Genomic DNA, 25,846 nt, shown 5'->3' on the forward strand with positions numbered 1-25,846 from the left:
GAATGTTCCAAGAAACCTTCTTCTTTGAGAAGGTTTTTTTTCTTTTCTCTCATACGCTTAGAATATGACAAAAACAGAATTGTTTTTGAGAGAGGGTGTAATAATGAATTTTCGTAAAGAATTGAAAGAAAGAATGCTGGTTGGAGAAGGGGCGATGGGGACTTTATTATACTCCTATGGCATCGATCAATGTTATGAGGAATTAAACTGTACGAATCCCGGTCAAATAGAATCGATCCATCGTGCCTATTTGGAGGCAGGTGCCGACATCCTACAATCGAACACGTATGGTGCCAACTTCAATAAGTTGAAGCGACATGGACTAGAAGATGAGGTAAGCAAGATCAATCGTCAGGGAGTCATCCTTGCCAAAAAAGCGGCAAAAGGCAAGGCCTATGTCTTCGGTACGATCGGGGCCCAGCGGAGTATAAGAAAATCGGATTTAAGCATGGAGGAAATAAAGCGAGGCTTTCGTGAACAACTTTACAGCCTGCTGATGGAAAGCCCGGATGGGATTCTCCTGGAAACCTTTTATGACCTCGAAGAACTGGAAACCGTGCTGGAAATCGTAAAAAAAGAAACGGAACTGCCAATCATCGCAAATGTTTCAATGCATGAATTGGGCAATCTCCAAAATGGGATCCATTTGAATGAAGCCTTTCAAAAACTCGAGCAATTGGGAGCCGATGTCGTCGGCGTGAATTGCCGACTTGGTCCGCACCATATGATTCGTGCCTTGGAAGAAGTGAGCCTGCCAAAGCATGCTTCGATTGCCATCTATCCAAATGCCAGTCTCCCGGATTATGTGGACGGCAGGCTCGTCTATAAGGCAGTGCCTGAATATTTCGGTTCGAGTGCCCTGGACTTACGTAAGCAGGGTGCCACGATCATAGGCGGATGCTGCGGTACGACTCCTCTGCATATTCAAGCTGTGAAGAATGCAGTTGGAAGCCTGGTTCCCGTGAAAGAAAAATTAACGAAACCCCGTGAAATAGAAATAATGGAGATCAGTGATAGAGAAGGAGAACTTCCTCTATATGAAAAGGCCAAAACAGAAAGGACGATCCTTGTTGAACTCGATCCACCGAAGAAGCTGGGAATAGAAACTTTCATGGTCGGGGCGAAGGCTTTGAAAAGTGCAGGGGTCGATTCGATTACATTAGCGGATAATTCACTTGCTTCCCCGAGGATATCGAATGAAGCGTTGGCAAATCTACTGAAAGATCAATTGAATGTGAAACCAATGGTACATATAACATGTCGTGACCGTAATTTAATCGGCCTGCAATCCCATTTAATGGGCCTGCAGACGGTAGGCTTGAATGAGATATTGATCATTACCGGCGATCCATCCAAGATCGGGGACTTCCCTGGAGCCACTTCGGTTTATGATTTATCCTCCTTTGACTTGATAAGCATGGTCAAACAATTTAATGAAGGCCTTTCCTATTCGGGTCAAAGCTTGGGCCAACGGGCAAATTTCAAAATTGCCGCCGCATTTAATCCCAATGTGAAGTACTTGGATAAAGCGGTGCAGCGTATGGAAAAGAAAATTGCCTGTGGTGCTCATTCCTTTTTGACACAGCCCATTTATTCAGTCCAACAGATGGAAGAAGTTCATGAAGCGACCAAACATTTGGAAACGCCGATTTTTATCGGTATCATGCCCTTGACAAGCACGCGGAATGCCGAATTCATCCACAACGAAATCCCAGGCATCAAATTGCCTGACAATGTCAGGAGAGCGATGGCATTAGCCGGGGATGATCCTGTAAAGGCAAGGATAGAAGGCGTGAGCATTGCAAGGGAGCTAGTGGACGCAGCAAGGGATAAATTCAAGGGAATCTATTTAATCACCCCATTCCTTCGTTATGAAATGACAGCCGAACTTACCAAATATATAAGGAAAGCCGATAGTAAACAAACATCAGAGGTGGCAGTGCATGAATAAAAAAGCGATACAAGAACAGTTGGATTCCAAAATTCTCCTGCTTGATGGAGCGATGGGAACCATGCTTCAGGCAGAGAATTTGACGGCAGCGGATTTCGGAGGCGAGCAGTTCGAGGGATGCAATGAATATTTATCGCTGACGCAGCCGCAACTCATCCAATCCATCCACGAAACTTATTTGGCAGCAGGTGCAGATATCATCGAGACAAATACTTTTGGTGCGACAAGCATCGTTCTTGATGAATACCAAATAAGCACGATTGCATACAAACTTAATAAAATTTCCGCAGAGCTTGCCGTCAACGCTTGTGAAAAGTATTCAAAGGATAGCTGGCCAAGATATGTAGCAGGCTCGATGGGGCCCACGACAAAAACCCTATCGGTAACAGGGGGAACGACTTTCGATGTTTTAACCGACTCTTACGAAGAGCAGGCACTCGGTCTCTTGGACGGCGGTGTCGACCTTTTATTGGTGGAAACGTGTCAGGACATGCTTAATGTCAAGGCGGCCTTTTCTGGAATAAAAGCCGCCTTCGCCAAAATCGGAAAAGAAGTCCCGGTGATGATATCCGGTACGATCGAACCGATGGGCACTACACTTGCCGGCCAGTCGATAGAAGCTTTCTATTTATCGGTCGAACATATGAAACCTATTGCTGTCGGCTTGAATTGTGCGACAGGACCGGAGTTCATGATCGATCATATCCGGACGCTTGCAGAGATTTCAAATAGTGCCATCAGCTGTTACCCGAATGCCGGCCTTCCGGATGAGGAGGGACATTATCATGAGTCACCGGTTTCCCTTGCGGAGAAAATGAAGCAATTTGCCGAAAAAGGCTGGGTCAATATCATCGGAGGGTGCTGCGGTACGACACCTGAGCACATAAGGGAGCTTTCCAAGGCGCTCTCCGGCCTGCAGCCCCGCGTAAAGGCTGAATCTGCTCATGGCCACGCCGTATCAGGCATAGAGCCGCTCATTTACGATGAGTCAATGCGTCCTTTATTCGTAGGAGAGAGAACGAATGTAATCGGATCAAGAAAATTCAAGGAGCTGATCCGTGGAAAACATTACGAGCCAGCAGCCGAAATAGCACGAGCCCAGGTGAAAAAAGGTGCACATGTCATTGATATTTGTCTCGCAGACCCGGATGGCGATGAGCTCGGCGATATGAAGGAGTTCGTGGAAGAGGTCGTCAAAAAGGTGAAGGTGCCCTTGGTCATCGATACGACGGATGAAGCCGTCCTTGAGCAAGCATTAAAACATTCACAAGGAAAATCGATCATCAATTCCATAAATCTTGAAGATGGTGAAGAACGTTTTGAAAAAATCGTACCATTTATCCATCAATATGGTGCCGCCGTCGTCGTCGGAACCATCGACGAAACGGGGATGGCCGTCAATGCTGAACGGAAAATCGAAGTGGCCACACGTTCTGTCGACTTGCTTGTCAATAAATATGGTCTAAACAAAAGTGATATCATTTTTGACCCGCTTGTATTTCCTGTCGGTACCGGAGATGAGCAATATATCGGATCTGCATTGGAAACGGTGAAAGGAATCAAGGCAATCAAAGATAAGTTTCCGGAATGCTTGACGATACTTGGCATCTCGAATGTTTCATTCGGATTGCCCGCACGGGGCAGGGAAATCCTGAATGCCGTTTTCCTTTATCATTGTACAAAAGCAGGCCTCGATTACGCTATCGTGAATACGGAAAAGCTTGAACGCTTCGCCCTGATACCTGATGATGAAGTGAAATTGGCTGAAGCCCTCCTTTTCGAGACATCCAGTGAAACCTTGGCCACCTTTACTGAATTTTACCGTGGCAAAAAAGCGGAGAAGAAGGATGATGGTGTCGTCCTGCCATTGAACGAGCGGTTAGGCAACAATATTATCGAAGGGACGAAGGAAGGCTTAATTGAAGACTTGAATAAGGCCATAGAGCGCGGCGATGCTCCACTGGAAATCATCAATGGCCCATTGATGGCTGGAATGAGTGAAGTGGGGCGATTATTCAACGACAATCAGCTTATTGTCGCGGAAGTGCTTCAAAGTGCAGAGGTGATGAAGGCGGCAGTGTCTCATCTTGAGCCGCTGATGGAGAATTCCGAAGATAGCGCGAAGAAAGGGAAGATCCTTTTAGCGACTGTCAAGGGGGATGTGCATGACATCGGCAAAAACCTAGTGGATATCATTCTCTCGAATAATGGGTATGAGGTCATTGATCTTGGTATTAAGGTTGCGCCACAGCAAATCATTGAAGAGGTCCGGAAACATGAACCAACGATCATTGGACTATCAGGCTTACTAGTGAAATCGGCACAGCAAATGGTCTTGACGGCCCAGGATTTGAGACAAGCGGGCATAGATACCCCAATCTTGGTTGGAGGGGCTGCCTTGTCCCGTAAATTCACCGATTTTAAAATATCACCAGAGTATGGCGGTCCTGTGCTATATTCCAAGGATGCGATGGATGGGTTGGCGGTAACGAATATTTTGCATGATACGAACAAAAAAGTCGTGTATTTGGAGGAGCTTGTCGAGAAACGAGAAAAATCGAAAGCAAATGCCGCCATTGCTGCCACGCTGGAAAGACCGGAGCGGAGGCAATCGACAGCTGCCCCTTTAAGCAACGTTCCTGTTCAAAAGCCTCGTGATACGAAGCGTCATGTTCTGAAAAACTATCCATTGGATGTCATCCAACCTTACATTAATCGGCAAATGCTGATTGGACATCACTTGGGATTAAAGGGTAAGGTAGCTGATCTGCTTAAGCAAGGGAATGAAAAAGCCGTACAGCTGAATGACCTCGTCGATGAATTGATTGAATTTCTAAAAGCGGAACCGGATTATGGGTTGAATGCCATATATCATTTTTTCCCTGCCCAAAGTGATGGGGACAGGCTCTTGATATATAATCCCGATAATCATCTGGAGGTATTGGAAACGTTCGATTTCCCGCGTCAGGACACGAATCCTCATCTTTGTTTAGCGGATTTCGCCAAGCCCGTCTCATCGGGGGAAATGGATTTTGTTGGCTTTTTCCTCGTTACAGCCGGTAAAGGAATCAGGAAATGGGCAGAAAAACTGAAGCTTGAAGGTGACTTCCTGAAAAATCATGCCCTGCAGTCACTTGCACTCGAAACGGCCGAGGGTTTTGCCGAAAGGATACACCAATTGATGCGCGATGATTTAGGGATAAGCGATCCAATTGATATGTCCATGAAAGAGCGGTTTGCAGCCAAGTATACCGGACAAAGATTTTCATTCGGTTATCCCGCTTGCCCCAATCTCGAAGACCAGGAGAAGCTTTTCCGCCTCCTTCAGCCAAGTGACATTGGTGTTGAATTGACCGAGGGATGCATGATGGAGCCAGAGGCTTCCGTTTCTGCGATCGTCTTCGCTCATCCGGAAGCACGATACTTCAATGTCGATCGTTAAATGCATGGATAAGGCAGCGGTATTTTTTTCCGCTGCCTTATTGCGCATGAAACCCCTCCGTTAGTACATCTTAAGGGTCAAGAGGAAGGGGAGCGAACGATGAAGAATCTGCTTGGTTTTTTTGTTTCGGTGGTATGTTTTTTTATTATATGTATGCTTTTGCCTGGTTCAGGGGCGCATGTCCATGCATATGTCCCCGAAGAGATGACCCCGCTCGTTAAAAGTAAACAAAACCAGAAAATCGCTTATTTAACTTTTGATGATGGACCTTCATTGAATACGATGGATATCTTGGATATCTTGGATCGTTATCATATTAAGGCCACATTTTTCGTGATGGGCAATGAAGAACCATATGCAAAAAAAGGATACGAGGAAATGAAATCCCGAGGACATGCGATTGCCCTGCATTCCTATACACATGATTATTCAATCGTCTATAAGTCGCCAGAAAGCTTCTTCCAGGATTTGAATCGACTTGAAGCAAAGCTGCACAAGGAGTTCGGCATAAAAAGCCGTATTGTCCGCCTGCCTGGCGGCTCGAATAACCTTCTGCGGCACCAGGCTGCAACAAGGCCCATCATAAATGGAATCCTGCAACAATTATCGGAAAAAGGATATATATATGTCGATTGGAATATCGATTCGACGGATGGCATCAGTCCATCGATAAGTGAACAGCAAATTATTTCTTCAGTACAAAAAGGGACGAAAGGTCAAAAGCATGTTAATATCTTATTGCATGACATCAATAGTATGAAAAATACCGTGAAGGCATTGCCGGATATAATCGAATACCTTAAAAAAGAAGGCTATTCCTTTGATACGATTGATGAGACAACCCCGAAAATACAATTTAAATGATGAACACTTGGTTCATATATAGTAAATTAGGGATGGGGTTAAGAGATTTTATTGCGAAAGGATTTATCGTTTTTATGATGCCATCATTGTTTTTATCACATGGTACACCGTTATTGGCTTTGGAAAAGAATAGCTACACCGCTTTTTTGAAGGATTATATGAAGGCTATGAATAAACCTGCTGCGATCGTTATTTTGTCTGCACATTGGGAAAGTGGAGAGCAGATGATTTCGGCAGTGAGGAAGCATCAGGTCATTTACGATTTTGTTGGTTTTTCCGAAGAAATATTCAAAATAACATATCCTGCTCCAGGGTGTTTGGAACTGTCCGATCGGATATTGACCTTATTGTCGAGGATAGATATATGGGGGGAACTTGATGATAGGCGCCCTTTGGATCATGGGGCATGGGGTCTGCTGCACATCATGTATCCGGAAGCCGATATTCCGGTCGTATCGTTATCCATCAATCCTGAACTTCCATTAAATAAGCAATATGATATCGGAAAAGCTTTGGGGGAACTGAAAGAGGAAAATGTCCTTATCATCGGAAGCGGTGGTATCGTACATAATTTTTCCCATATTCAGAAGGATATGAATGTAGCGGAGGGCTGGGCCATCAATTTTGAGAACTGGGTCGAAGGGAAAATCAGGAATTGGGATTTGGAAGCTCTGTTTAATTATGAACAGAAAGCCCCGTATAGCCTGGATGCGGTGCCTACCAAAGAGCATTACATACCTTTGATCATCGCAATGGGGGCAGGAAATGAGCATAAAAAGGCGGCTCTGCTGCATAGGAGCTTTCAATACGGAAATTTGAGTTTAACAGCTTGGAAGTTTGATTGATTATAGTGGTTTTTCGCCTAGTAATATATACCCGCCAACGATCAAATATACAAAAATACATAAATCTTTTTTTAGCGAAAAAAGATTTAAATGAGCAAAAAAGTCAATTAAAGGCGCATATTGGCGAATTAAACAGAAATATAGTATCAAAAAGGTTGCATAAAGTCGTTTAACCTTTGGATATTTCGACAAAAACATGTTAATATAACATCTGAAAACGTTTTATCCTTTAAAATTTTATTATTCATTGACCAAAGTTATTTAATTATCATTTCATATATTTGGGGAATAGTTAGAAGATAGAAATTTGGGGATGGATAAAACGAATTGAAAAAAACTATGAGAGAAATTTGGGGGTTTACAAAAATGACCATCAAGGATGCTAAGGCATACGACCCATGGAAAGCTTTTTCAGGTCCAAACCTTGGGTATGTCATGGAGCAATACGATCTATTTCAAGCCAATCCGGAAGAAGTAGATCCGGAGCTGAAAAACTTTTTTGAAGTATCAGGTCCTCCTTCATTCGATGTATCAGCAGAAACAACAATCGGAAGTGCACCAATCGCACAAGCTGGAGAAGTTCTTCCAATGAAGAAAATTATGTCTGCAGTGAAGCTAGCGGAAAACATCCGCGCTTACGGACATCTTGCTGCAAACATTTATCCTTTAAAAGAAGAAGCACTGGATACAGAACAAATTCACTTTGAAAAATACGGCTTAACTGCAGATGATTTAAGAAAGATACCGGCTGACCTTATTTGTCCAGAATCACCAAAGGACGTAAAAGACGGTTACGAAGCCGTACAATACTTAAAACAACTTTATACTAAAACGATAGCCTTTGAATTTCACCATGTTAATGACTTGGAAGAAAAGCAATGGCTTACAGATATGGTCGAATCCGGAAGCATGTTCCCGGAAGTGACTAAAGAGAAAAAAGAACTGTTACTGAAGCGGCTGAATGAGGTGGAAGGGTTTGAAAAATTCCTTCACCGCACATACGTTGGGCAAAAACGTTTCTCTATAGAAGGACTAGATATACTAGTGCCGATTTTAGATGAAATGATTTCACAGACGGTTCAAAATGGAACGGGCAATGTAAATATAGCCATGGCTCACCGCGGACGCTTGAATGTGCTCGCACACGTCCTAGGAAAGCCATATGAAGTCATCTTCTCGGAATTCCAACATTCGCCTAATAAAGATTTGGTTCCTTCTGAAGGTTCTACAGGGATTAACAATGGGTGGACAGGTGATGTTAAGTACCATTTAGGTCTTGATAAGCAGATCACCAAAGCCAACATACAAAAAGCAAGGATCACTCTTGCCAATAACCCAAGCCACTTGGAAGTAGTCGGTCCAATCGTGGAAGGGTATTCCCGTGCGGCACAAGAAGACCGTTCGGCGAAGGGATTCCCAGTACAGGACATTTCCAAATCGCTGGCAATCCTGATTCATGGTGATGCAGCGTTCCCTGGTGAGGGAATTGTACCAGAAACATTCAACTTAAGCCGTTTACGCGGTTATCAAGTTGGCGGCGCCATCCATATCATCGCCAATAACATGATTGGTTTTACAACGGAAAGTGAAGATTCGCGTTCAACTAAATATGCCAGTGATTTGGCTAAAGGCTTTGAAGTGCCGATCGTGCATGTGAATGCAGATGATCCTGAAGCATGTATGGCTGCCGTTAACCTTGCCAACCAATACCGCGAGAAATATAAAAAAGATTTCTTGATCGATTTGATTGGTTACAGACGTTTCGGCCATAACGAAATGGATGAGCCACTGGTGACTCAACCTGAAATGTATGCCTTGATCCATAAGCATCAAACGGTTAAAGACCTTTATAGCAATAAGTTGGTTCACTCTGGTGAGTTCACGGAAGAAGAAGTGAAAGCTATCGCTGAGCAGGTGGATACAAGACTTGCTGACGCCTATGCGAAAATTTCCGGAAACAAACCGGAAGCTTCCAAAGAGTGTAACCCTCCTGGCATTATCGAAAAAGGACTTCCGACGATCGAAACCGGTGTTCCGAAGCAAGAACTGGTTTCCATAAACGAAGAACTTGTTCAGTGGCCGGAAGGATTCACACCTAATAAAAAACTAGGAAAGATTTTATCACGCCGCTTGGATTCCTTTGCTGCTGAAGGTAAAATCGATTGGGCTCATGCCGAGACGCTGGCTTTTGCGACCATTTTGAATGACGGTACGCCAATTCGTTTGACAGGACAAGATTCAGAGCGCGGAACATTCGCACAGCGTAATATCATGTTACATGACAGTGTGAATGGAAAGACTTATTCACCACTTCACACACTTGAAACGGCCAAAGCTTCTTTCGCTGTTCATAACAGCCCGCTTACTGAAACGGCCGTTCTGGCTTATGAATATGGGTATAATGTATTCGCACCTGAAGCACTTGTACTATGGGAAGGCCAATTTGGAGATTTCGCCAATACTGCACAAGTCATCTTTGATCAATTCATCGCTGCCGGCCGTGCAAAATGGGGTCAAAAATCAGGACTTGTCATGCTGCTTCCGCACGGATATGAAGGACAGGGACCAGAGCACTCAAGTGCACGCCTTGAACGTTTCCTTCAATTGGCGGCTGAGAATAACTGGACCGTTGCCAATTTAAGTTCGGCAGCCCAATACTTCCATATCCTTAGAAGACAGGCCAAGATTTTGGATCAAGAGCAAGTACGCCCGCTTGTCATCATGACACCGAAGAGCATGCTTCGTAATCAAGTGATGGCTTCCGCAGCTGCAGAATTCAGCGAAGGCTCGTTTGAATCGTTCGTAGAAACGAAGACATTAGGCAAAAAACCTAAATCGGTTGAACGCATTGTCTTCGCATCAGGTAAGTTGGCGGTTGAACTTCGTGAAAAAGCGGCAGCTGAAAAAAATACGGATTGGCTGCAAATCATCAGTATCGAAGAGATTTATCCATTCCCGTTCACTGGTGTTCAAGAAGCATTGAAAAAATATACGAATCTTAAAGAAATCTTCTGGGCTCAAGAAGAACCAAAAAATATGGGAGCTTGGACATTTGTCGAACCACGCCTTAATGCAGCGGCACCTCGTAACCTTTCCGTAACATATATAGGAAGGAAGCGCAGATCAAGCCCGGCTGAGGGAGATCCACTTGTCCATAAAAATGAACAACAACGGATTATGACTCAAGCAATTACACGCAATAATGAGGGGGAGAAATAAAATGGCTGAAGTAAAAGTACCTGAATTAGCAGAATCAATTTCTGAAGGATCTATTGCGCAATGGTTAAAACAACCCGGTGACCATGTTGAAAAAGGAGAATATGTCCTTGAACTGGAAACGGATAAAGTAAACGTAGAAATCATTTCAGATTATACGGGTACACTTTCTGAACATTTAGCAGAAGAAGGCGACACTGTCCAAGTTGGACAAGCGATCGCCATCGTCGATGAGAATGGATCAGCTGCAGCAGCTCCGAAGGCGGAAGCTCCAAAAGCAGAAGAAGCTAAGGAAGCTAAAGCCGAGCCAGCCAAAAAGGAACAAGCCGCTCCTGCTCAAGAGGCTCCGAAAGCAGAAACGAAGGAAGCAACATCCACTCAACAAGTTATTGCTTCACCAGCTGCAAGGAAATTGGCTCGTGAAAAAGGGATTGACTTGACTCAAGTGCCTGTAGCCGACCCGCTAGGCCGTGTACGTGTACAAGATGTAGAAGCTGCAAGCAATGCACCAGCAGCACCTACAGCACCGGCAGCGGCAACAAATACAGCGCCAGCAGCTAAACAACCAGCAGCACCTGTTGAAGTGAATGATGACCGTATTGAAGTGGTTAAGATGACTCGCCGTCGTCAAACCATTGCCAAGCGTCTAGTTCAAGTACAATCCGAAGCAGCCATGCTTACAACTTTTAACGAAGTCGACCTTTCTGCAGTAATGGAATTGCGCAGCCGCCATAAGGATTCTTTCGTGAAAGCGAATGATGTTAAACTTGGCTTCATGTCATTCTTCACTAAAGCAGTCATTGGCGCCTTGAAAAAATATCCGCTATTGAATGCAGAAATCAAAGGCGACCATATCCTGAAAAAGAACTTTTACGATATCGGTGTAGCTGTATCGACTGATGAAGGTTTAGTCGTTCCCGTTGTTAGGGATGCAGACCGCAAAAGCTTTGCTGAAATCGAAAAGAACATTTCGGATTTGGCTGTTAAAGCGCGTAACAATAAACTGGGTCTTTCTGATTTATCAGGTGGGACTTTTACCATCACAAATGGCGGGACTTTCGGTTCCCTATTATCAACACCGATCTTGAATGCCCCTCAAGTCGGGATTTTAGGAATGCATACAATTAAAACGCGTCCTATCGCTGTTGGAGAGCAAATCGAAAACAGACCGATGATGTACCTAGCATTATCTTACGATCACCGTATCGTTGACGGTAAAGAAGCAGTCGGCTTCTTAGTGGCCATCAAAGATATGCTTGAAGATCCTGAGCAACTTTTACTTCAAGGATAATAAATGAAATTATGTAAAAAACCTCTGTCAATATGACAGAGGTTTTTTCGCGAAAAAAAATAACTATATATTTTCATAGGTAAGAAATATGCATGCGTGGTTTATAACAATAACATGAAGGTTTGTGGATGATTTTAGTGTATAGTTGAATGAAATTGAATAATTTTAAACGTTTTTGATTGATTCTTTAAACGTTTTCATATATGATGATGGTATTAAAGCGAGGTGGATGGAATGTTAACGACTGAAAGACATGAATTCATCATATCAATTCTAAAAAACCAAGGAACGGTAAAGCTTCAGGAACTTGTCGATCAGCTGCACGCATCGGAGTCGACGATTCGAAGGGATCTAGTGCAGCTAGAAGAAATGAAGTTGTTGAAACGTGTGCATGGCGGGGCCTCCTTGCTACAAAGAAAGGGCCTTGAACCGACAACGGTGGAAAAGCAAAATAAAGCAACGGCTGAAAAGCGGCTAATTGCAAATCGGGCGTCCTCTTTCATCGAGAAAAATGATTGCATTTACCTTGATGCAGGTACGACAACGGCAGAAATGATTCCCTTTTTAAAAGAGAAGAATGTTACGGTCATGACAAATGGCCTTATGCATATTCCAAAACTGATCGAGCTGCAAATCAAAACCGTCCTAGTGGGCGGCACAATAAAATTTTCGACAAATGCAGTTATCGGAAGCAATGCTGGACAATTTTTGAATGAATACAGATTTGATAAATGTTTCTTGGGAATGAACGGCATCCATCAAGAGATGGGTTTCACAACCCCGGATCCGGAAGAAGCCCAATTGAAGAAGCTGGCAATCAGTCTCTCTAATGAAACGTATGTGCTTTGTGACAGCTCTAAGCTGAATGAGGCGACGTTTGCAAAGGTTGCTGATGTAAGCGATGCCATCATCATAACGGATGGGAATGATGAAGAGGCTGTTGCTCAACTGCAAAAAAATCCAAAGGTAAAGGTTGTGACCATTAAATGATTTATACAGTTACGCTCAATCCATCCATTGATTATTTGGTAGAGGTGGAAAACTTTCAAATAGGGAATGTGAATCGGACTTCTTATGATGCGAAATTCCCCGGGGGGAAAGGGATCAATGTTTCGCGTGTTCTTAAAAGGCTTGGAAATGTTACGACGGCCTTAGGCTTCATCGGCGGTCAAACGGGTGAGTTCATCAAACGATTTTTAAAGCAAGAAGAGATTTATACGGATTTTACGGAGATTGCGGGAGATACGAGAATTAACATTAAATTGAAAACGGGAGTCGAGACTGAAATAAATAGTCAGGGGCCCATCATTTCAAAAGGGAATTACCGGCAATTATTCAGCCAGATCGAGCAGTTGAAAAATGATGATATCCTCATTTTGTCTGGCAGCATTCCTTCAAGCGTCCCTGCCGAGGTATATGAAGCAATGGCAGAGACTTGTTCTGCTAACGCCATTAAAGTGGTGGTGGATACAAGCGGCAAGGAATTACTGAATGTCCTTCCTCATCGGCCCTTTTTAATCAAACCCAATCATCATGAACTGGGCGAGCTATTTGGTACAGAAATCAGAACAGTTGCCGATGCCGTTGAGTATGGGAATAGATTGGTGGAAGAAGGGGCCCAGAACGTGATCGTTTCCATGGCGGGAGCGGGTGCGGTGCTTTGCTCGAACGGACAGTGCTACTCGGCAAATGTGCCAAAGGGAAAAGTCATCAACTCGGTAGGTGCCGGTGACTCCATGGTGGCAGGGTTCATTGGAACCTATGAAAAGACCAGTGATCTATTAGCTGCCTTTCGCTTCAGTCTTGCGGCAGGAAGCGCTACTGCCTTTTCATCCGATCTAGGTACATTGGATAAAATTGAGGAATTATTGCCGCAAATCGATATCAAACAACTAACAGGAGGCTGACTCTATGAAAATCACGGACTTGTTAAAATTGGATACAATCATCATCGATCTTCAAAGTGCTACAAAGCAAGCTGTCATTGATGAATTGTCAGGGAAGCTAGCCGAGGCTGACCGATTGAATGATGTGGAGGCATTCAAAGCCGCCATCCTAAAACGTGAAGAACAAAGCACGACAGGAATTGGAGAAGGAATTGCGATCCCTCACGCTAAAACGAGCGCCGTGAAGATACCTGCCATCTGTTTCGGTAGATCTATGAACGGTGTCGATTACGAATCGCTTGATGGCATGCCTGCACATTTGTTCTTTATGATAGCAGCAAGCGACGGAGCGAATGCGGATCACTTGGAAACCTTATCACGCCTTTCTTCCTTATTGATGGATGAACAGTTCAGAGCCCGCTTGATCTCCGCATCCTCTGGTGAGGAGATCATTGAAATCATCAACCATAAAGAAATGGAAGCCGATGCAGAAGAAGAGGAAGAGCTGCATTCGAGCAATAGTGAAAGCGGTCCAAAAAACGGCAAGGTCCTCGCTGTTACAGCGTGCCCGACAGGGATTGCCCATACCTATATGGCAGCCGATGCGCTCAAGGCGAAAGCGAAGGAATTGGGTATCGACTTCAAAGTGGAAACAAATGGCTCAACAGGAATCAAGAATGCTTTGACCGCTGCAGAAATTGCAGAGGCGGATGCGATCATCGTAGCCGCTGATAAACAGGTGGAGATGGATCGTTTTAATGGGAAGCATGTGATAATCGTTCCGGTTGCCCAAGGAATCCGGAAGACCGAAGAACTGTTGACTAGAGCCGTGAAACAGGATGCGCCTGTTTACAAAGGAACTGGCCATGATAAAAGAGACGAAGCGGACTCAACTAAAAGCGGTCTGGGCATTTACAAACACTTAATGAATGGGGTAAGTAATATGCTCCCATTTGTAGTAGGTGGCGGTATCTTGGTTGCGCTTTCTTTCTTTTTTGGAATCGAGGCCGCTGATCCGACAAATCCGGAGTATAATCCGATTGCCAAAGCATTGAGCGATATCGGAGGGGGAACGAGCGGTGCCTTCTTCCTGCTTGTTCCTGTACTTGCCGGCTTCATCGCTTCCAGTATTGCCGATCGACCAGGCTTTGCCCCTGGTATGGTTGGGGGGCTATTGGCTGCACAGGCCCATGCCGGTTTTCTTGGCGGACTGATTGCCGGTTTCCTTGCTGGTTATGTCGTCTTGCTATTGAAGAAATTGTTTTCAAAGTTACCTCATACCCTTGAGGGAATAAAGCCTGTACTGCTTTATCCTGTTTTTGGGATGTTAATTACCGGATTGATCATGATTTTTCTCATCAATGAACCAGTGACGGCCATTAATCAAGGCTTGACCAATTGGCTCCAAGGATTATCTGGCACGAATGCAATATTCCTTGGGTTGATCCTTGGGGGCATGATGGCAGTGGATATGGGCGGCCCCCTTAATAAAGCGGCTTTCACTTTTGGCATTGCGGCTATCGAAGCTTCAAGTTTTGGACCGCATGCCGCAGTAATGGCCGGCGGAATGGTCCCGCCACTCGGAATTGCTTTGGCGACAACGTTCTTCAAAAGCAAATTCAGTGAAATGGAACGGAAATCAGGCTTTACCAACTACTTTATGGGCGCTTCATTCATTACAGAAGGAGCGATCCCTTTTGCGGCAGCGGATCCACTGCGCGTCATCGTCAGCAGTGTAATCGGTTCAGCGACTGCGGGGGCACTGTCAATGGCTTTTCATGTAACACTGCCTGCACCCCATGGAGGAATATTCGTCGTTCCGCTTGTTAATCATCCATTTCTCTATTTGCTGGCCATATTAATAGGCTCTCTCATCACTGCTTTACTTTTGGGTGTATGGAAAAAGAAACAGCTATGAATAAAAAGGGCGGGTCCAATTAAATTGGACCCGTCTTTTGGATGTTAAAAAGCTTTTGTTATTTCATCGCGCTAGGCATATTTATAAAGTCCTTGCTTTTCTTACATGGGCATTCCGAGGATAACTTCTTTCATGTCTGCCTGCCAGCCATTCAAGAAAGCTTAACATACAGTGTTTTCTTCACACCCCTTTCTTTAATGAAAAAAGACTTGCTAACACAAATCGTATATATGAATACGATTACTGACCAAATGAAATTCCCGGTAAAAGGGGGGTGATTATTGTAGAATGAAAGAATACAACTTATCATTCCAAATCCAAAAGAGTATAAAATCATTAACCAAAATCCCCATTTTCTTAAGCTCATATAACCATATATGACGATCAGTGAAAATATCGCCAATGTGATCCTGAATAATCGTTCCGGGAAGAGAGGTAAACCGAATCGCTCCGCCACACTAACATCATTAGCATTTGCATCGAAGAATAGTGCCGTGGCAATCAATACAACCGCGCCAAACAAATAAAAATAGCTGATCAACGTTACGCCTAAAGGTCTTTTCATGTATTCACCTGCTTTATATTTGTTCGAAGGATTCCACGGAATCTGATTGTCTTATGAAAATCCTCACACCATTATGGATTTTTCTTGGGTCCGGATTGGACACCAACATTATTTCCATTCCAAAATTTCGATCCGGTTTCCGAAGGGATCTGCTACATAAATGCGGTCTGCTCCAGGTAGCCTCTCATCTTCAATAAACGATATATCGTTTTGGTTTAAATGCTGTTTCAGTCCTGAAAGATTTTCAATTTCAAGCGCTGGATGGGCCTTTCGGGCAGGAATGAATGGTTCCTCTATCCCGATATGTATGTTGACCGAACCCGCTTCGAACCATACTCCCCCGTTCACTTTAAGGCTCGCGGGCTTTTCGACTTCCCTCAGCTTTAGAATGCCATGATAAAACTTCCTTGATATGTCCTCGCTGCCCTTGGGGGATGCTAATTGGAAATGATCGATCGATTTAAATTGGAATTCCATTATTCTACACTCTCCTTATTCATTATATTTCCAATTTTAAAACGAAAACTACAATAAGGAAAGCTTAATTAATCTATCGGAATCGATAAGCAGGCTTTATCGCCTAATCGAAGACAAAGGCATAAGTTTTACGCTACTGGGTATAGAAATAAAAAGAAAAAAAGGAGGGAACGTGAATGCTGAAGAAATATACGTTAAAAACGACAAAAAGGGATGATATGATCGATGTTTCAAACGATGTGCAGGCTTTCATTTCTGAATGCGGGATTCAAGAGGGCATAGCGCTCATTTATTGCCCGCATACGACGGCTGGAATCACGATCAACGAGAATGCCGATCCGGATGTCAAGAAGGATATGCTTAGAAGGTTGGACGAGCAATATCCTTGGGATCATACACTGGACTTACATATGGAAGGAAATACGGCGGCACATTTGAAATCAAGTACGGTCGGTTCTTCACAGCAGGTGATCATTCATGGAGGGAATTTGATTCTTGGTACATGGCAGGGTGTGTTTTTTTGTGAATTCGACGGACCGAGAGATAGACACTATTTCATTAAATTGGATGTTGACAGGTGAATTGGGAAAATGGAGGATAAAAAATGGAAGATGTTCGAATCGTGGGTAAAAGAGTTAGTTTACGAAATGTGAAGGAAGCCGATTTCAAATGCTTATGGAGCTTGAAATATGGGGAAGTTAGCCCGGAATGGAAGAAGTGGGATGCACCGTATTTTCCTTTGGAGCTCGTTGATTTCACTACGTTTATCGACAAAGAAACGAAGATGAAAGCGTTCGATGAAAAAATAGGGGCTTATTCAGAGCTTCTGCTTGAAATCGATGATCAAATAATAGGTTCCATTGTTTATTACTGGGAACACCAACCTTCACGTTGGCTTGAAATCGGAATTACGATTTTTGATCCAACGTATTGGAATGGAGGCTATGGAACGGAAGCGTTGATTCTGTACATAAGCTACTTGTTTGAAAATATTGAGATCGAAAGGGTTGGGCTGACCACCTGGTCAGGCAATCCGCGTATGATGGCTGTTGGGGAAAAGGCAGGTATGCAAATTGAAGGCAGGATGAGAAAATGCCGTTATCATGATGGCGTTTACTATGATTCAATCAGAATGGGACTATTACGTGAAGAATGGGAATCAAATAAGTCCGTGTAATTTTTTCCTTGATTTCCTTGGAAAAAATTTAGCGCTGTTTTCTCTTATATGGTCTGTTATCCTTGGTAGATGCTTAACAAGGAGGTTACAAGATGAAATTATCAGCAATAATAGCCGTGATAATGACTCTAAGCGTCATCGCTATAGGAATCGTTTTTCCTAAAGGAACGACCAGTAAAGCTTCTGATGGAGCAACCAAGCATGTCATCAAACAAGGCGAATCGATATGGGACATTGCCAAGCAGTATGGTGTACCGATCGCGAAGTTGAAAGAAGCCAATCATAATGTCAACAATGTTGCCGAACCTGGTAAAAAATTGATCATTCCACATGTAATGAGTGAAAAAGATAAAGAATTATTAGCAAGGCTTGTGCATGCAGAAGCCAAAGGGGAACCGTACAGAGGTAAGGTGGAAGTCGCAGGTGTAGTATTGAATCGTTTGGACAGTGATGAATTTCCCGATACTGTAAGGGAAGTGATTTACCAAAAAAATCAGTTCTCTCCTGTCGGTGATGGCAGTATCAACCGACCTGCCGGAAAAGACGCCAAGAAGGCCGTTAATGAAGCGTTGGCCATTCATGGCTACACAAATGATGCCTTGTATTTTTGGAATCCAAGCATCTCGGACAGCAAATGGATGAAAAAATTGGAGGTCATCAAAGTCATCGGCGGCCATCATTTTGCCATTTAAAAGAATTGACCTTGAGTAAACCGGCTCAACCCATCATGGGAGGCCGGTTTTTTATTGCCATGAAGCATGTTACTCGATAGTAGCCCACATCTCGCGTGGGTTCAGTTCATAAATGCCGTTTTCCCTATACATGATGCTGCCGATGATGAACTCACGTCTTATCGTTGCGTGATCATCATGAAAGGAGTGAATGAACGCATTCAGTTCTTTTTCCTTATATTTACGGCCGCTTTCCAAGAGGCTTGCCATATGATAAAGAACGATCAATTTCTTTTTCCTCTGGGCTGGGATGGTTTTTAATCGGCTATCTGCTGTTAGGAAATTTTCAAGGATCTTTTTATGATCTCCTGACAGTTTTTTATTGTCCATTTTATTGGATTCCCCCTCATAAGAAATCATTTCAGGTAATGCTCGTGAATAATGCTGAAGCACATCATCATTCAAATAATAATATACCGAATTTTTTTCCCGCCGATCTCTCACTAAATTGACCTCTTTCAATTTCGTCAAATGGTGTGAAATGGTAGGGGCTGTCAGGTTCAAGATGCCTGCAAGTGCCTGACCGCGTTTTGGACCATTTGCGAGAATGGATATAATCCGTATCCTCGTCACATCCCCCATTGTTTTATGGAATGCGACCAATTTTTCAATTTGCACATGGATTCCTCCTGATTAGATTATTGTCTAATTAGATACTAATCTAATCAGTTTTCGATTTCAAGTTAATATTCACTTTTCTACATGGCTTTTACTTAACTGATGTATAATAAAGATATGAAAAATGTTAATGGAAGAGTTAGGAGCTGTAACATGGCCAATACACATGTGTATACAAGAAAAGAAGAAGTGGTCAATGCGATAACTCATGGAATCGGTGCGTTATTAAGCATTGCCGCCCTAGTGTTCTTGATCATTTTCTCTGTTCAGGAAGGACCGGCTTGGCATGTCGTCGTTTCAGTCATCTATGGCGTCTCCATGCTTATTTTATATATTTCATCTACTTTGGTTCATAGCTTTCCGGAGGGGAAAACAAAAGATATCTTTGAAATCTTCGATCATTCAGCGATTTACCTATTCATTGCAGGAACATACACACCCATCATGCTGATTGTGGTTCAAGGATCCCTAGGTTGGACGTTGCTGGGAATCATTTGGGGAGTCGCAATCATCGGCGTCGTCTTCAAGGCATTCTATGTGAAAAAGTTCTTATTCCTTTCAACGATCCTTTATATCGCCATGGGATGGATGATCGTTATTGTATGGGGCCCTCTTACTGCAACGATGCCTTCTGCCGGCATCCAGTTGCTGATTGCAGGGGGACTGCTTTATACGTTTGGCGCGATCTTCTATGTATGGCGCGTTTTTCCCTTCCACCACGCCGTTTGGCATGTATTCGTTCTTGGGGGCTCGGTCACACACTTTTTTGCTGTATTGTTTTATATCCTTCCACTATGAGTCATTCTGACTTTCCTTTAATTTGGCCTACCTTCGGAAATCTAAAAGGTTTTTGGTTTTAAAAGACTTCTTTTAGGAAATAGATAAGGTATACAACTTGCTAAGGAGGAATTGACAATGAAAAAACAATTGAAAGTATTATCAGTCCCGTTTGCGGCCATGCTAGTTTTGGCTGGGTGTGGGGAAGACAAGGACGAAGTGAAAAATCCACCGGTGCAGGAAAATGAAAACCAAGCAGACACGAATACTGAAACGGGAACGGATAATAATAATGAAAAGCTACCATTCACATTCAAGGATTTCCAATTGGAAGTCGACTATCCAGGCAATGATAACGACTATGAAGCGGAATATGATACTACAGGGGCCCAAACGGAAGCTTCAATTGAAGATGAAGCGAACAAACACAAAGTTCTTGGTGATGAAGCCATGAAAGAGTTGACTCCTATGTTAGAAAAATTGACCTTCACGAAAGATTCCACAGATGAAGAAGTCATTCAAGAAGTGACTAAAGTGTTTAATGTGAAGGATGGCTATGAAGAGTTGGATTTAGAGGTCGTTTTTGATGATGGCACGAAAAAAGAGTATAAAGCGAATAATAAATAACAGGAAGAAAACCTAATAAAACCTATCCTTCATAAATGTGAATGCTTGCTTATATTTCCTCAATGGTTGTCAAAATGCCTACCGTATAGTAGAATGGGTACGGTTAGCAAAGGGGATCATATATAATTGCAAATTTCGGACTTATGGGGATAGGGCCGCAATGGACACTAAAAAAAAGATTCTTATCTAAGAGTCTTTTTTTTTTTTTTGAGGTTACGGTAAAAAAAGAAGGAAGGGTACCGATAAACGGCCCCTTCCTTCTTGCTTTGCCCCGATTTGATCTCAACGGGAAAGTGTCGCATTGTTTTTTGGAAGCATGTTGGCCGACGCTAACCTGGAACGAATCGTAATTCCAAGCCAAGATGCAAGGAAAGCCTTCAGGACCCCGACAATGATGAATGGAGCAAAACCGCTGGCAAATGCCACTGTCCAAGATAGCGAACTCATATACTTCAACCAAACCGTTCCGATTATCAAAGTAAGGATCATTCCGATTATATTTGCAAGGAAGGCCATTGGTACAGTGAAGCGGGTTTTTTCCAATATTAGGCCAGTTATATAAACTGTAGGAATATAGGATAATAAATAACCGCCAGTTGGACCGAATATTTTGGCTAGACCGCCGGACATTTCGGCGAAGACCGGCACTCCTGCCGCTCCAATGAATAAATATAGCAATACGGAAGAAGTTCCGTAACGCGACCCAAGGATGGTCGCTGCCAGTCCCACAGCCAGTGTCTGGCCTGTAATTGGTACCAATGGAAGAGGGATCGTAATTTGTGCGAGGATCCCGATAAGTGCTGCAAACAAAGCTGTAACCATCATCATTCTTAACTTCTCATGACTTTCCTTCATCGTGCTTCCCCCTATTGTAAACCTATTGATTTTAAAGTTAACATATATAGAATTTTAATATGTTCCGCAAGCACTGTCAATAACAATATGCATCGTGGAACCTCAGGCAAGCAGAAAATGCTCAACTAGTCCGGAAATAGCTTGGAAAAATATCTCCAAGCTCCTTTTGTGATTGAAATTCTTATGTAGGCCAACGAAATCGCAGCAGTGGAGGTGCATAAGCTTCGGGAGTACCGTTCAACAGGGCAGTATGATAGATGTCAAATACTAAGTAAATGCAAGGTATTTTCTAGTTTAGTAGAACGACCCTTCTTTTCTCCAACCCATGAATCCGTGTTTTCAACTGGTTCATGCTCCACCATTAGATGTAATCTATTCATGTTTTGAACTTCATTTTCAAAAAAGGAAACAACAAGCTGTTGAGGAAGGTAATCTTCATCGATGCTATAGCTTGTCTTCAAAAGAAATGGCAGTCATCGGAATAAAGGGGATTTCCATTATTTCCCCTGAAATAAATACACCAAATGCTTGCGACTGTCGGGTCGATGAATCTTTTATAAAACCTGGAGTAACGAAAAATGGATGAAATCTTCTAAAGGTGGGAGAAAAATGAAACTTTTTTGATCTGTTGTCCGTATTAAAGGTATGCAAAATAATTGGAGGGGATTATAAAATAGAACATATTCATGAATAGGTAGCAAACTGTCATTCAGGAACGGAAAAGCGGCCTGGAAAATCAAATTTAAAGGATGAAAAAGATGGAGTTATTTGGAGTTCCATTAGAGACAATCTATTTATATGGGTTAATTATATTCGGGGGGCTAACATTCTTATTTATTTTGTTTAATGATATATTCTCTGGTCTCGAATTGCCCGATATATTTAATCCGACACTCATTTTCAGTTTTTTAACGGTCTTTTTTGCAAGTGGTTTTTTGCTTGAATCGGTTACAGGACTGAATAGTGTGATGATTGCCGTGATTTCCCTGCTAATTTCACTTTCGATCGTCACCCTGTTGAACGTATTTGTGTTGATTCCCATTTCATCAGCGGAGGAAAGCTTAACCTTTCATGACAACGATTTGAGAGGCAGGGTCGGCAGGGTCCTGACATCAGTCCCCGTTAATGGATTTGGGGAGGTATTGATCGAAAGCATCAGTGGAAGCATTGCGAAGACTGCGGCCAGTTATAAGAATGAAGAAATTGTTTCGGATACAAAAGTCTTGATCATCGAAGTGAAAAACGGGGTAATCTATGTTATGCCCCACGAGAATGAATAACGGGTAGGAGGTCTTTTATGTTTAGTTTAATTTGGATTGTTGTTGCCATTGTGGCATTTTTATTGATCGCACTTATTGCTGTTTTTGTGACGAAATACCGTACTGCCGGCCCTGATGAGGCATTGATTGTGACCGGAAGCTATTTGGGAAGCAAAAATGTTCATGTTGACGAATCGGGAAATAAAATAAAGATTGTCCGCGGCGGGGGTGCTTTCGTGCTGCCTGTGTTCCAGCAAGCGGAACCATTAAGCTTGCTATCTAGCAAACTTGAGGTCTCGACCCCAGAGGTATATACGGAACAGGGCGTTCCTGTCATGGCGGATGGTGTCTCTATTATCAAGATTGGCGGTTCGATCACGGACATTGCCACAGCGGCTGAACAGTTTCTCGGTAAATCGAAAGATGACCGTGAACAAGAGGCACGCGAGGTGTTGGAGGGTCATCTTCGTTCCATCCTTGGTTCGATGACTGTCGAGGAAATTTATAAAAACCGTGAAAAGTTTTCCCAGGAAGTGCAAAGGGTGGCCTCGCAGGATTTAGCCAAAATGGGGCTCATTATCGTATCGTTCACGATTAAAGATGTCCGCGATAAAAACGGATACCTGGAATCCCTTGGTAAGCCAAGGATCGCCCAAGTGAAGCGGGATGCCGATATCGCTACGGCTGAAGCAGAGAAGGAAACGCGGATCAAGCGGGCCGAAGCATCGAAGGAAGCCCAGCGCGCCGAGCTTGAAAGGGCGACTGAAATAGCCGAAGCCGAAAAAATCAACAAACTGAAGGTAGCGGAATTCAGGCGTGAGCAGGATATTGCCAAAGCCCGTGCTGACCAAGCTTACGATCTGGAAACCGCCCGTTCCAAACAGGATGTAACCGAGCAGGAAATGCAAATCAGGATCATCGAACGGCAAAAGCAAATCGAGCTGGAGGAAAAAGAGATCCTTCGCCGTGAAAAGCAATATGATTCCGAAGTGAAGAAGAAGGCGGATGCCGACCGTTATGCAGTCGAGCAGGCTGCCTCCGCAAATAAAATGAAGCAGATAACGGAAGCGGATGCGGATAAATATAAAATCGAAGCCATGGCACAAGCGGAAGCGGAACGCGTTCGTATGGACGGTCTTGCAAAAGCGGACGCACAAAGGGCACAGGGTACGTCAGAAGCGGAAATCATCCGCTTGAAAGGGGTGGCAGAGGCGGAGGCCAAGCAGAAGATCGCCGAAGCCTTCGAACAGTTCGGTCAGGCTGCCGTCATGGACATGATTCTGAAAATGCTGCCGGAGTACGCCAAACAAGTGGCAAGCCCGCTTAGCAATATCGACAAAATTACTGTCGTGGATACAGGCGGAAGCGGTGCAAGCGGTGGGGCCAATAAAGTGACGGGCTATGCAACGAATTTAATGGCCACATTGCAGGAGTCACTAAAGGCATCTTCAGGCATTGATGTCAAAGACTTGCTTGAGAATTTCTCGGGGAAGCGCAATATATCAGTAGCGGCCATCAAACAAGAAAATCCTGAAGTGAACATGGATATGGTAGCAGGCAAGGAAGAGTAACCGGAGGAAATAAAAAGGTATCGGAGTGAGGATCATTCCGATACCTTTTTATATTGTTTTGGCAAAGAGACGCTAAGGTTATACAAGATGTTGATGCAATCAAGCGTCTTAACAAAATCCGTTACAAGGCTTTCAAGAACATGACAAAAGTGAGAGAACCAGAAGGTGAATTTTTTCGTATGCTGCTGAACTTAAGCTCACTGGAGTTACTGATACTCGAAGCACTAAAGCACTAAAGCAAAACTCTCGGTAATGATACGTAAGACCGTATCTCCAGCTTTGGCCGATCCATAACGATTAACGAAGCTGCTGAATCAAGTAAAACGACATACAGCTATGACATCACAAATTTGGTGGATTTTTATTTGGGGACAAGGAAAAGGGTAATGGTGTTCAAAAGAGAATTAAAAATTTTAACTGGTTCTAGTGTTAAAATTTCAGCCAAACCCACATACATCACCGTATCGCTGTTTAATGTGTTCTCATGCTGTTACTTCATTTTAAATCTTTTGTACAAGTGTGCACAATAGCACTTAATGTAAGAAGAAATTATCTCCTAAGTAATGAATAAGCTCATAGATGTTCAGAAAAGACAAAGATATACAGGTACCCATTTTTTAAAAAGCAATATGATGTCTTTGAAGGAGTGAAGACTATGCCATGGCAACAAAAAATTAATTTTTTAATTGGTCAGCCTGTTGGAATTTCATTAGCAAATGGACAAGGCACATCAGGTGTATTGTGTGGTACATCTGACAATAAGCTTCTTGTCATTGAATATTTGTATCAAGCTCAATTTGCCTTAAAACAATATGATTTTCATATGATTCAGGATATAAATGGATTTCCTCCTTGTCAGAACCCAGAACCGTTATATTAATGAAATGTCCCACTATAGAGTGTAGTATGTGTCAACTCTAACCTTAGTCCTATGAACCAACGGGTGAGTTAGCTGTAGATCGGAGCGGCCTTAAGGCAGCTTTTCTTATGCACCATCGAGGCTGGATAGATCAGCTCTTTTTCTTTATATGGTAAAGGAAAGGAATGGTCAGACAGGCAGGTTATTTTAATACTCCACTGTAAAAGGTTTAGTGGAATAAAGGGTGAAAAGAATGCCATATTTCTCACTTTACTTAAACTAAGGATTCTTTTGTATATTCAAGGACATGAATGCATGCTTTTTTTCATACTCTATTTTTAGAGGTGAGAAAATGGCAAGAGTAGCTTACCGAAGTGCAGACGTTGATTTAATGGCAAGAATGATGAGGGCGGAGGCTGAAGGCGAAGGAAACCAAGGGATGCTATATGTTGGAAATGTGATTGTTAACCGTGTTGTTGCGGACTGTACGGACTTTAATGAATTGAAAACAGTTCGTGATGTCATTTTTCACGTACAGGGAGGCAATTACTCATTTGAAGCTGTTCAAAAAGGTAATGTATTTTATCAAAGACCGAGAGAATCTGAAAGAAGGTTAGCAAGGAGAAATTTGGATTCTTGGAGAGAGCACCCAGCGAAATTTGCTCTTTGGTACTTTAATCCATACGGTCCATGCCCTTCAACCTGGTATAACCAACCCTTTACTGGTCAATTTAAACAACATTGTTTTTATGAACCAGCACCTGGAACATGTGCGAGTGTTTATATCGGCTAGTGAAAGTAGGACCATTAAAAATGGTCCTTTCAGACTGTAGACAAACTCGATGAAAATCGAGTTTGTCTATTTTTATGGCCTGTACAATTTAGACGTTGATTTCCACTCCAGGCACTCGCTTTCC

The 25,846-nt window shown here is 43.2% G+C and carries 23 protein-coding genes; 18 read left to right on the forward strand and 5 right to left on the reverse strand.

Features of this window, described 5'->3' with window-relative positions; all coding sequences use genetic code 11:
• Positions 1-103 precede the first annotated feature (103 nt).
• The 9 genes from AS888_RS01695 (at position 104) to AS888_RS01735 (ending at position 15,413) form a co-directional block, all read left to right on the forward strand.
• Positions 104-1,951, forward strand: coding sequence for a bifunctional homocysteine S-methyltransferase/methylenetetrahydrofolate reductase (locus AS888_RS01695; RefSeq protein ID WP_061140478.1), 1,848 nt, complete (start codon positions 104-106; stop codon positions 1,949-1,951).
• Complete coding sequence (gene metH, locus AS888_RS01700) at positions 1,944-5,393, forward strand: methionine synthase (RefSeq protein ID WP_061140479.1); 3,450 nt, start codon at positions 1,944-1,946, stop codon at positions 5,391-5,393. The genes AS888_RS01695 and metH overlap by 8 nt, the downstream gene beginning before the upstream one ends.
• A 99-nt stretch (positions 5,394-5,492) precedes the next feature.
• Positions 5,493-6,257, forward strand: a complete 765-nt coding sequence (locus AS888_RS01705; RefSeq protein ID WP_061140480.1) for a polysaccharide deacetylase family protein — start codon at positions 5,493-5,495, stop codon at positions 6,255-6,257.
• Positions 6,258-6,334: 77 nt separating this feature from the next.
• The gene (locus AS888_RS01710) at positions 6,335-7,102 is read left to right on the forward strand and encodes a dioxygenase family protein (RefSeq protein ID WP_260320083.1); all 768 of its coding nucleotides are present in this window, start codon (positions 6,335-6,337) and stop codon (positions 7,100-7,102) included.
• Positions 7,103-7,441: 339 nt separating this feature from the next.
• Positions 7,442-10,321 (forward strand): 2-oxoglutarate dehydrogenase E1 component, encoded by a 2,880-nt coding sequence (locus tag AS888_RS01715; RefSeq protein WP_311316456.1) that lies wholly within the window; start codon positions 7,442-7,444, stop codon positions 10,319-10,321.
• 1 nt (position 10,322) lies between these two features.
• Positions 10,323-11,609 (forward strand): 2-oxoglutarate dehydrogenase complex dihydrolipoyllysine-residue succinyltransferase, encoded by a 1,287-nt coding sequence (gene odhB, locus AS888_RS01720; RefSeq protein WP_061140482.1) that lies wholly within the window; start codon positions 10,323-10,325, stop codon positions 11,607-11,609.
• 234 nt (positions 11,610-11,843) lie between these two features.
• On the forward strand, positions 11,844-12,599 hold the full coding sequence (locus tag AS888_RS01725) for a DeoR/GlpR family DNA-binding transcription regulator (protein ID WP_061140483.1): 756 nt from the start codon (positions 11,844-11,846) through the stop codon (positions 12,597-12,599).
• Positions 12,596-13,516: a 1-phosphofructokinase gene (gene pfkB / locus AS888_RS01730; RefSeq protein ID WP_061140484.1), complete on the forward strand. Its 921-nt coding sequence runs from the start codon at positions 12,596-12,598 to the stop codon at positions 13,514-13,516. Before AS888_RS01725 ends, pfkB begins: the two co-directional genes overlap by 4 nt.
• 4 nt (positions 13,517-13,520) lie before the next feature.
• Positions 13,521-15,413 carry a PTS fructose transporter subunit IIABC gene (locus tag AS888_RS01735; RefSeq protein ID WP_061140485.1) on the forward strand — a complete coding sequence of 631 codons (1,893 nt, stop codon included), beginning with the start codon at positions 13,521-13,523 and terminating at the stop codon, positions 15,411-15,413.
• A 151-nt stretch (positions 15,414-15,564) separates the two neighbouring features.
• On the opposite strand, the gene AS888_RS01740 is transcribed toward AS888_RS01735, so the two are convergent.
• Together AS888_RS01740 and AS888_RS01745 are read right to left on the reverse strand one after the other, a co-directional pair.
• Positions 15,565-15,978, reverse strand: coding sequence for a hypothetical protein (locus AS888_RS01740; protein WP_061140486.1), 414 nt, complete (start codon positions 15,976-15,978; stop codon positions 15,565-15,567).
• A 108-nt stretch (positions 15,979-16,086) separates the two neighbouring features.
• Complete coding sequence (locus AS888_RS01745; RefSeq protein WP_061140487.1) at positions 16,087-16,455, reverse strand: VOC family protein; 369 nt, start codon at positions 16,453-16,455, stop codon at positions 16,087-16,089.
• 176 nt (positions 16,456-16,631) lie between these two features.
• Between AS888_RS01745 and AS888_RS01750 the strand changes: the two genes are divergently transcribed.
• The 3 genes from AS888_RS01750 (at position 16,632) to AS888_RS01760 (ending at position 18,324) form a co-directional block, all read left to right on the forward strand.
• A complete protein-coding gene (locus AS888_RS01750; protein WP_061140488.1) occupies positions 16,632-17,036 on the forward strand; it encodes a secondary thiamine-phosphate synthase enzyme YjbQ in 405 nt (134 codons plus the stop codon).
• A 23-nt stretch (positions 17,037-17,059) separates the two neighbouring features.
• A complete protein-coding gene (locus tag AS888_RS01755) occupies positions 17,060-17,632 on the forward strand; it encodes a GNAT family N-acetyltransferase (RefSeq protein ID WP_061140489.1) in 573 nt (190 codons plus the stop codon).
• Positions 17,633-17,724: 92 nt separating this feature from the next.
• Positions 17,725-18,324, forward strand: coding sequence for a cell wall hydrolase (locus tag AS888_RS01760; protein ID WP_061140490.1), 600 nt, complete (start codon positions 17,725-17,727; stop codon positions 18,322-18,324).
• 69 nt (positions 18,325-18,393) lie between these two features.
• Here the strand turns inward: AS888_RS01760 and AS888_RS01765 are convergent, their stop codons facing one another.
• Positions 18,394-18,981 carry a DUF2087 domain-containing protein gene (locus AS888_RS01765; RefSeq protein WP_061140491.1) on the reverse strand — a complete coding sequence of 196 codons (588 nt, stop codon included), beginning with the start codon at positions 18,979-18,981 and terminating at the stop codon, positions 18,394-18,396.
• Between the two features lie 153 nt (positions 18,982-19,134).
• On the opposite strand from AS888_RS01765, the gene trhA reads away from it, so the two are divergent.
• On the forward strand, positions 19,135-19,779 hold the full coding sequence (gene trhA, locus AS888_RS01770) for a PAQR family membrane homeostasis protein TrhA (RefSeq protein ID WP_061140492.1): 645 nt from the start codon (positions 19,135-19,137) through the stop codon (positions 19,777-19,779).
• Between the two features lie 117 nt (positions 19,780-19,896).
• Positions 19,897-20,385, forward strand: a complete 489-nt coding sequence (locus tag AS888_RS01775) for a YusW family protein (protein WP_061140493.1) — start codon at positions 19,897-19,899, stop codon at positions 20,383-20,385.
• A 282-nt stretch (positions 20,386-20,667) separates the two neighbouring features.
• Here the strand turns inward: AS888_RS01775 and AS888_RS01780 are convergent, their stop codons facing one another.
• Together AS888_RS01780 and AS888_RS26265 are read right to left on the reverse strand one after the other, a co-directional pair.
• Positions 20,668-21,240 (reverse strand): biotin transporter BioY, encoded by a 573-nt coding sequence (locus tag AS888_RS01780; protein WP_061140494.1) that lies wholly within the window; start codon positions 21,238-21,240, stop codon positions 20,668-20,670.
• Positions 21,241-21,500: 260 nt separating this feature from the next.
• Positions 21,501-21,701, reverse strand: a complete 201-nt coding sequence (locus tag AS888_RS26265; protein WP_155645349.1) for a hypothetical protein — start codon at positions 21,699-21,701, stop codon at positions 21,501-21,503.
• Between the two features lie 297 nt (positions 21,702-21,998).
• Here AS888_RS26265 and AS888_RS01785 point away from each other — a divergent pair, with 297 nt between their 5' ends.
• From AS888_RS01785 to AS888_RS01805, 4 genes are all read left to right on the forward strand, one after another.
• Positions 21,999-22,520, forward strand: a complete 522-nt coding sequence (locus tag AS888_RS01785; RefSeq protein WP_061140495.1) for an NfeD family membrane protein — start codon at positions 21,999-22,001, stop codon at positions 22,518-22,520.
• A 17-nt stretch (positions 22,521-22,537) separates the two neighbouring features.
• Positions 22,538-24,070, forward strand: coding sequence for a flotillin family protein (locus AS888_RS01790; protein WP_061140496.1), 1,533 nt, complete (start codon positions 22,538-22,540; stop codon positions 24,068-24,070).
• Positions 24,071-24,725: 655 nt separating this feature from the next.
• Complete coding sequence (locus tag AS888_RS01800) at positions 24,726-24,950, forward strand: hypothetical protein (protein ID WP_061140498.1); 225 nt, start codon at positions 24,726-24,728, stop codon at positions 24,948-24,950.
• Between the two features lie 331 nt (positions 24,951-25,281).
• Positions 25,282-25,722, forward strand: a complete 441-nt coding sequence (locus AS888_RS01805) for a cell wall hydrolase (protein ID WP_061140499.1) — start codon at positions 25,282-25,284, stop codon at positions 25,720-25,722.
• Positions 25,723-25,846 lie beyond the last annotated feature (124 nt).

It is taken from the genome of Peribacillus simplex, assembly GCF_001542915.1.
Taxonomy (GTDB): Bacteria; Bacillota; Bacilli; order Bacillales; family DSM-1321; genus Peribacillus; species Peribacillus simplex_B.

What these genes read in the sequence shown, in the direction of transcription:
- metH (WP_061140479.1), top strand. Translation starts at nt 1,944, where the DNA reads ATGAATAAAAAAGCGATACAAGAACAGTTGGATTCCAAAATTCTCCTG.
- AS888_RS01740 (WP_061140486.1), bottom strand. Translation starts at nt 15,978, where the DNA reads ATGAAAAGACCTTTAGGCGTAACGTTGATCAGCTATTTTTATTTGTTT.
- AS888_RS01780 (WP_061140494.1), bottom strand. Translation starts at nt 21,240, where the DNA reads ATGAAGGAAAGTCATGAGAAGTTAAGAATGATGATGGTTACAGCTTTG.
- AS888_RS01705 (WP_061140480.1), top strand. Translation starts at nt 5,493, where the DNA reads ATGAAGAATCTGCTTGGTTTTTTTGTTTCGGTGGTATGTTTTTTTATT.
- AS888_RS01785 (WP_061140495.1), top strand. Translation starts at nt 21,999, where the DNA reads ATGGAGTTATTTGGAGTTCCATTAGAGACAATCTATTTATATGGGTTA.
- AS888_RS01725 (WP_061140483.1), top strand. Translation starts at nt 11,844, where the DNA reads ATGTTAACGACTGAAAGACATGAATTCATCATATCAATTCTAAAAAAC.
- AS888_RS01760 (WP_061140490.1), top strand. Translation starts at nt 17,725, where the DNA reads ATGAAATTATCAGCAATAATAGCCGTGATAATGACTCTAAGCGTCATC.
- AS888_RS01800 (WP_061140498.1), top strand. Translation starts at nt 24,726, where the DNA reads ATGCCATGGCAACAAAAAATTAATTTTTTAATTGGTCAGCCTGTTGGA.
- AS888_RS01745 (WP_061140487.1), bottom strand. Translation starts at nt 16,455, where the DNA reads ATGGAATTCCAATTTAAATCGATCGATCATTTCCAATTAGCATCCCCC.
- AS888_RS01715 (WP_311316456.1), top strand. Translation starts at nt 7,442, where the DNA reads ATGAGAGAAATTTGGGGGTTTACAAAAATGACCATCAAGGATGCTAAG.
- AS888_RS01755 (WP_061140489.1), top strand. Translation starts at nt 17,060, where the DNA reads ATGGAAGATGTTCGAATCGTGGGTAAAAGAGTTAGTTTACGAAATGTG.
- AS888_RS01710 (WP_260320083.1), top strand. Translation starts at nt 6,335, where the DNA reads ATGCCATCATTGTTTTTATCACATGGTACACCGTTATTGGCTTTGGAA.
- AS888_RS01775 (WP_061140493.1), top strand. Translation starts at nt 19,897, where the DNA reads ATGAAAAAACAATTGAAAGTATTATCAGTCCCGTTTGCGGCCATGCTA.
- AS888_RS01805 (WP_061140499.1), top strand. Translation starts at nt 25,282, where the DNA reads ATGGCAAGAGTAGCTTACCGAAGTGCAGACGTTGATTTAATGGCAAGA.
- AS888_RS01695 (WP_061140478.1), top strand. Translation starts at nt 104, where the DNA reads ATGAATTTTCGTAAAGAATTGAAAGAAAGAATGCTGGTTGGAGAAGGG.
- AS888_RS01790 (WP_061140496.1), top strand. Translation starts at nt 22,538, where the DNA reads ATGTTTAGTTTAATTTGGATTGTTGTTGCCATTGTGGCATTTTTATTG.
- odhB (WP_061140482.1), top strand. Translation starts at nt 10,323, where the DNA reads ATGGCTGAAGTAAAAGTACCTGAATTAGCAGAATCAATTTCTGAAGGA.
- trhA (WP_061140492.1), top strand. Translation starts at nt 19,135, where the DNA reads ATGGCCAATACACATGTGTATACAAGAAAAGAAGAAGTGGTCAATGCG.
- AS888_RS01735 (WP_061140485.1), top strand. Translation starts at nt 13,521, where the DNA reads ATGAAAATCACGGACTTGTTAAAATTGGATACAATCATCATCGATCTT.
- AS888_RS01750 (WP_061140488.1), top strand. Translation starts at nt 16,632, where the DNA reads ATGCTGAAGAAATATACGTTAAAAACGACAAAAAGGGATGATATGATC.
- pfkB (WP_061140484.1), top strand. Translation starts at nt 12,596, where the DNA reads ATGATTTATACAGTTACGCTCAATCCATCCATTGATTATTTGGTAGAG.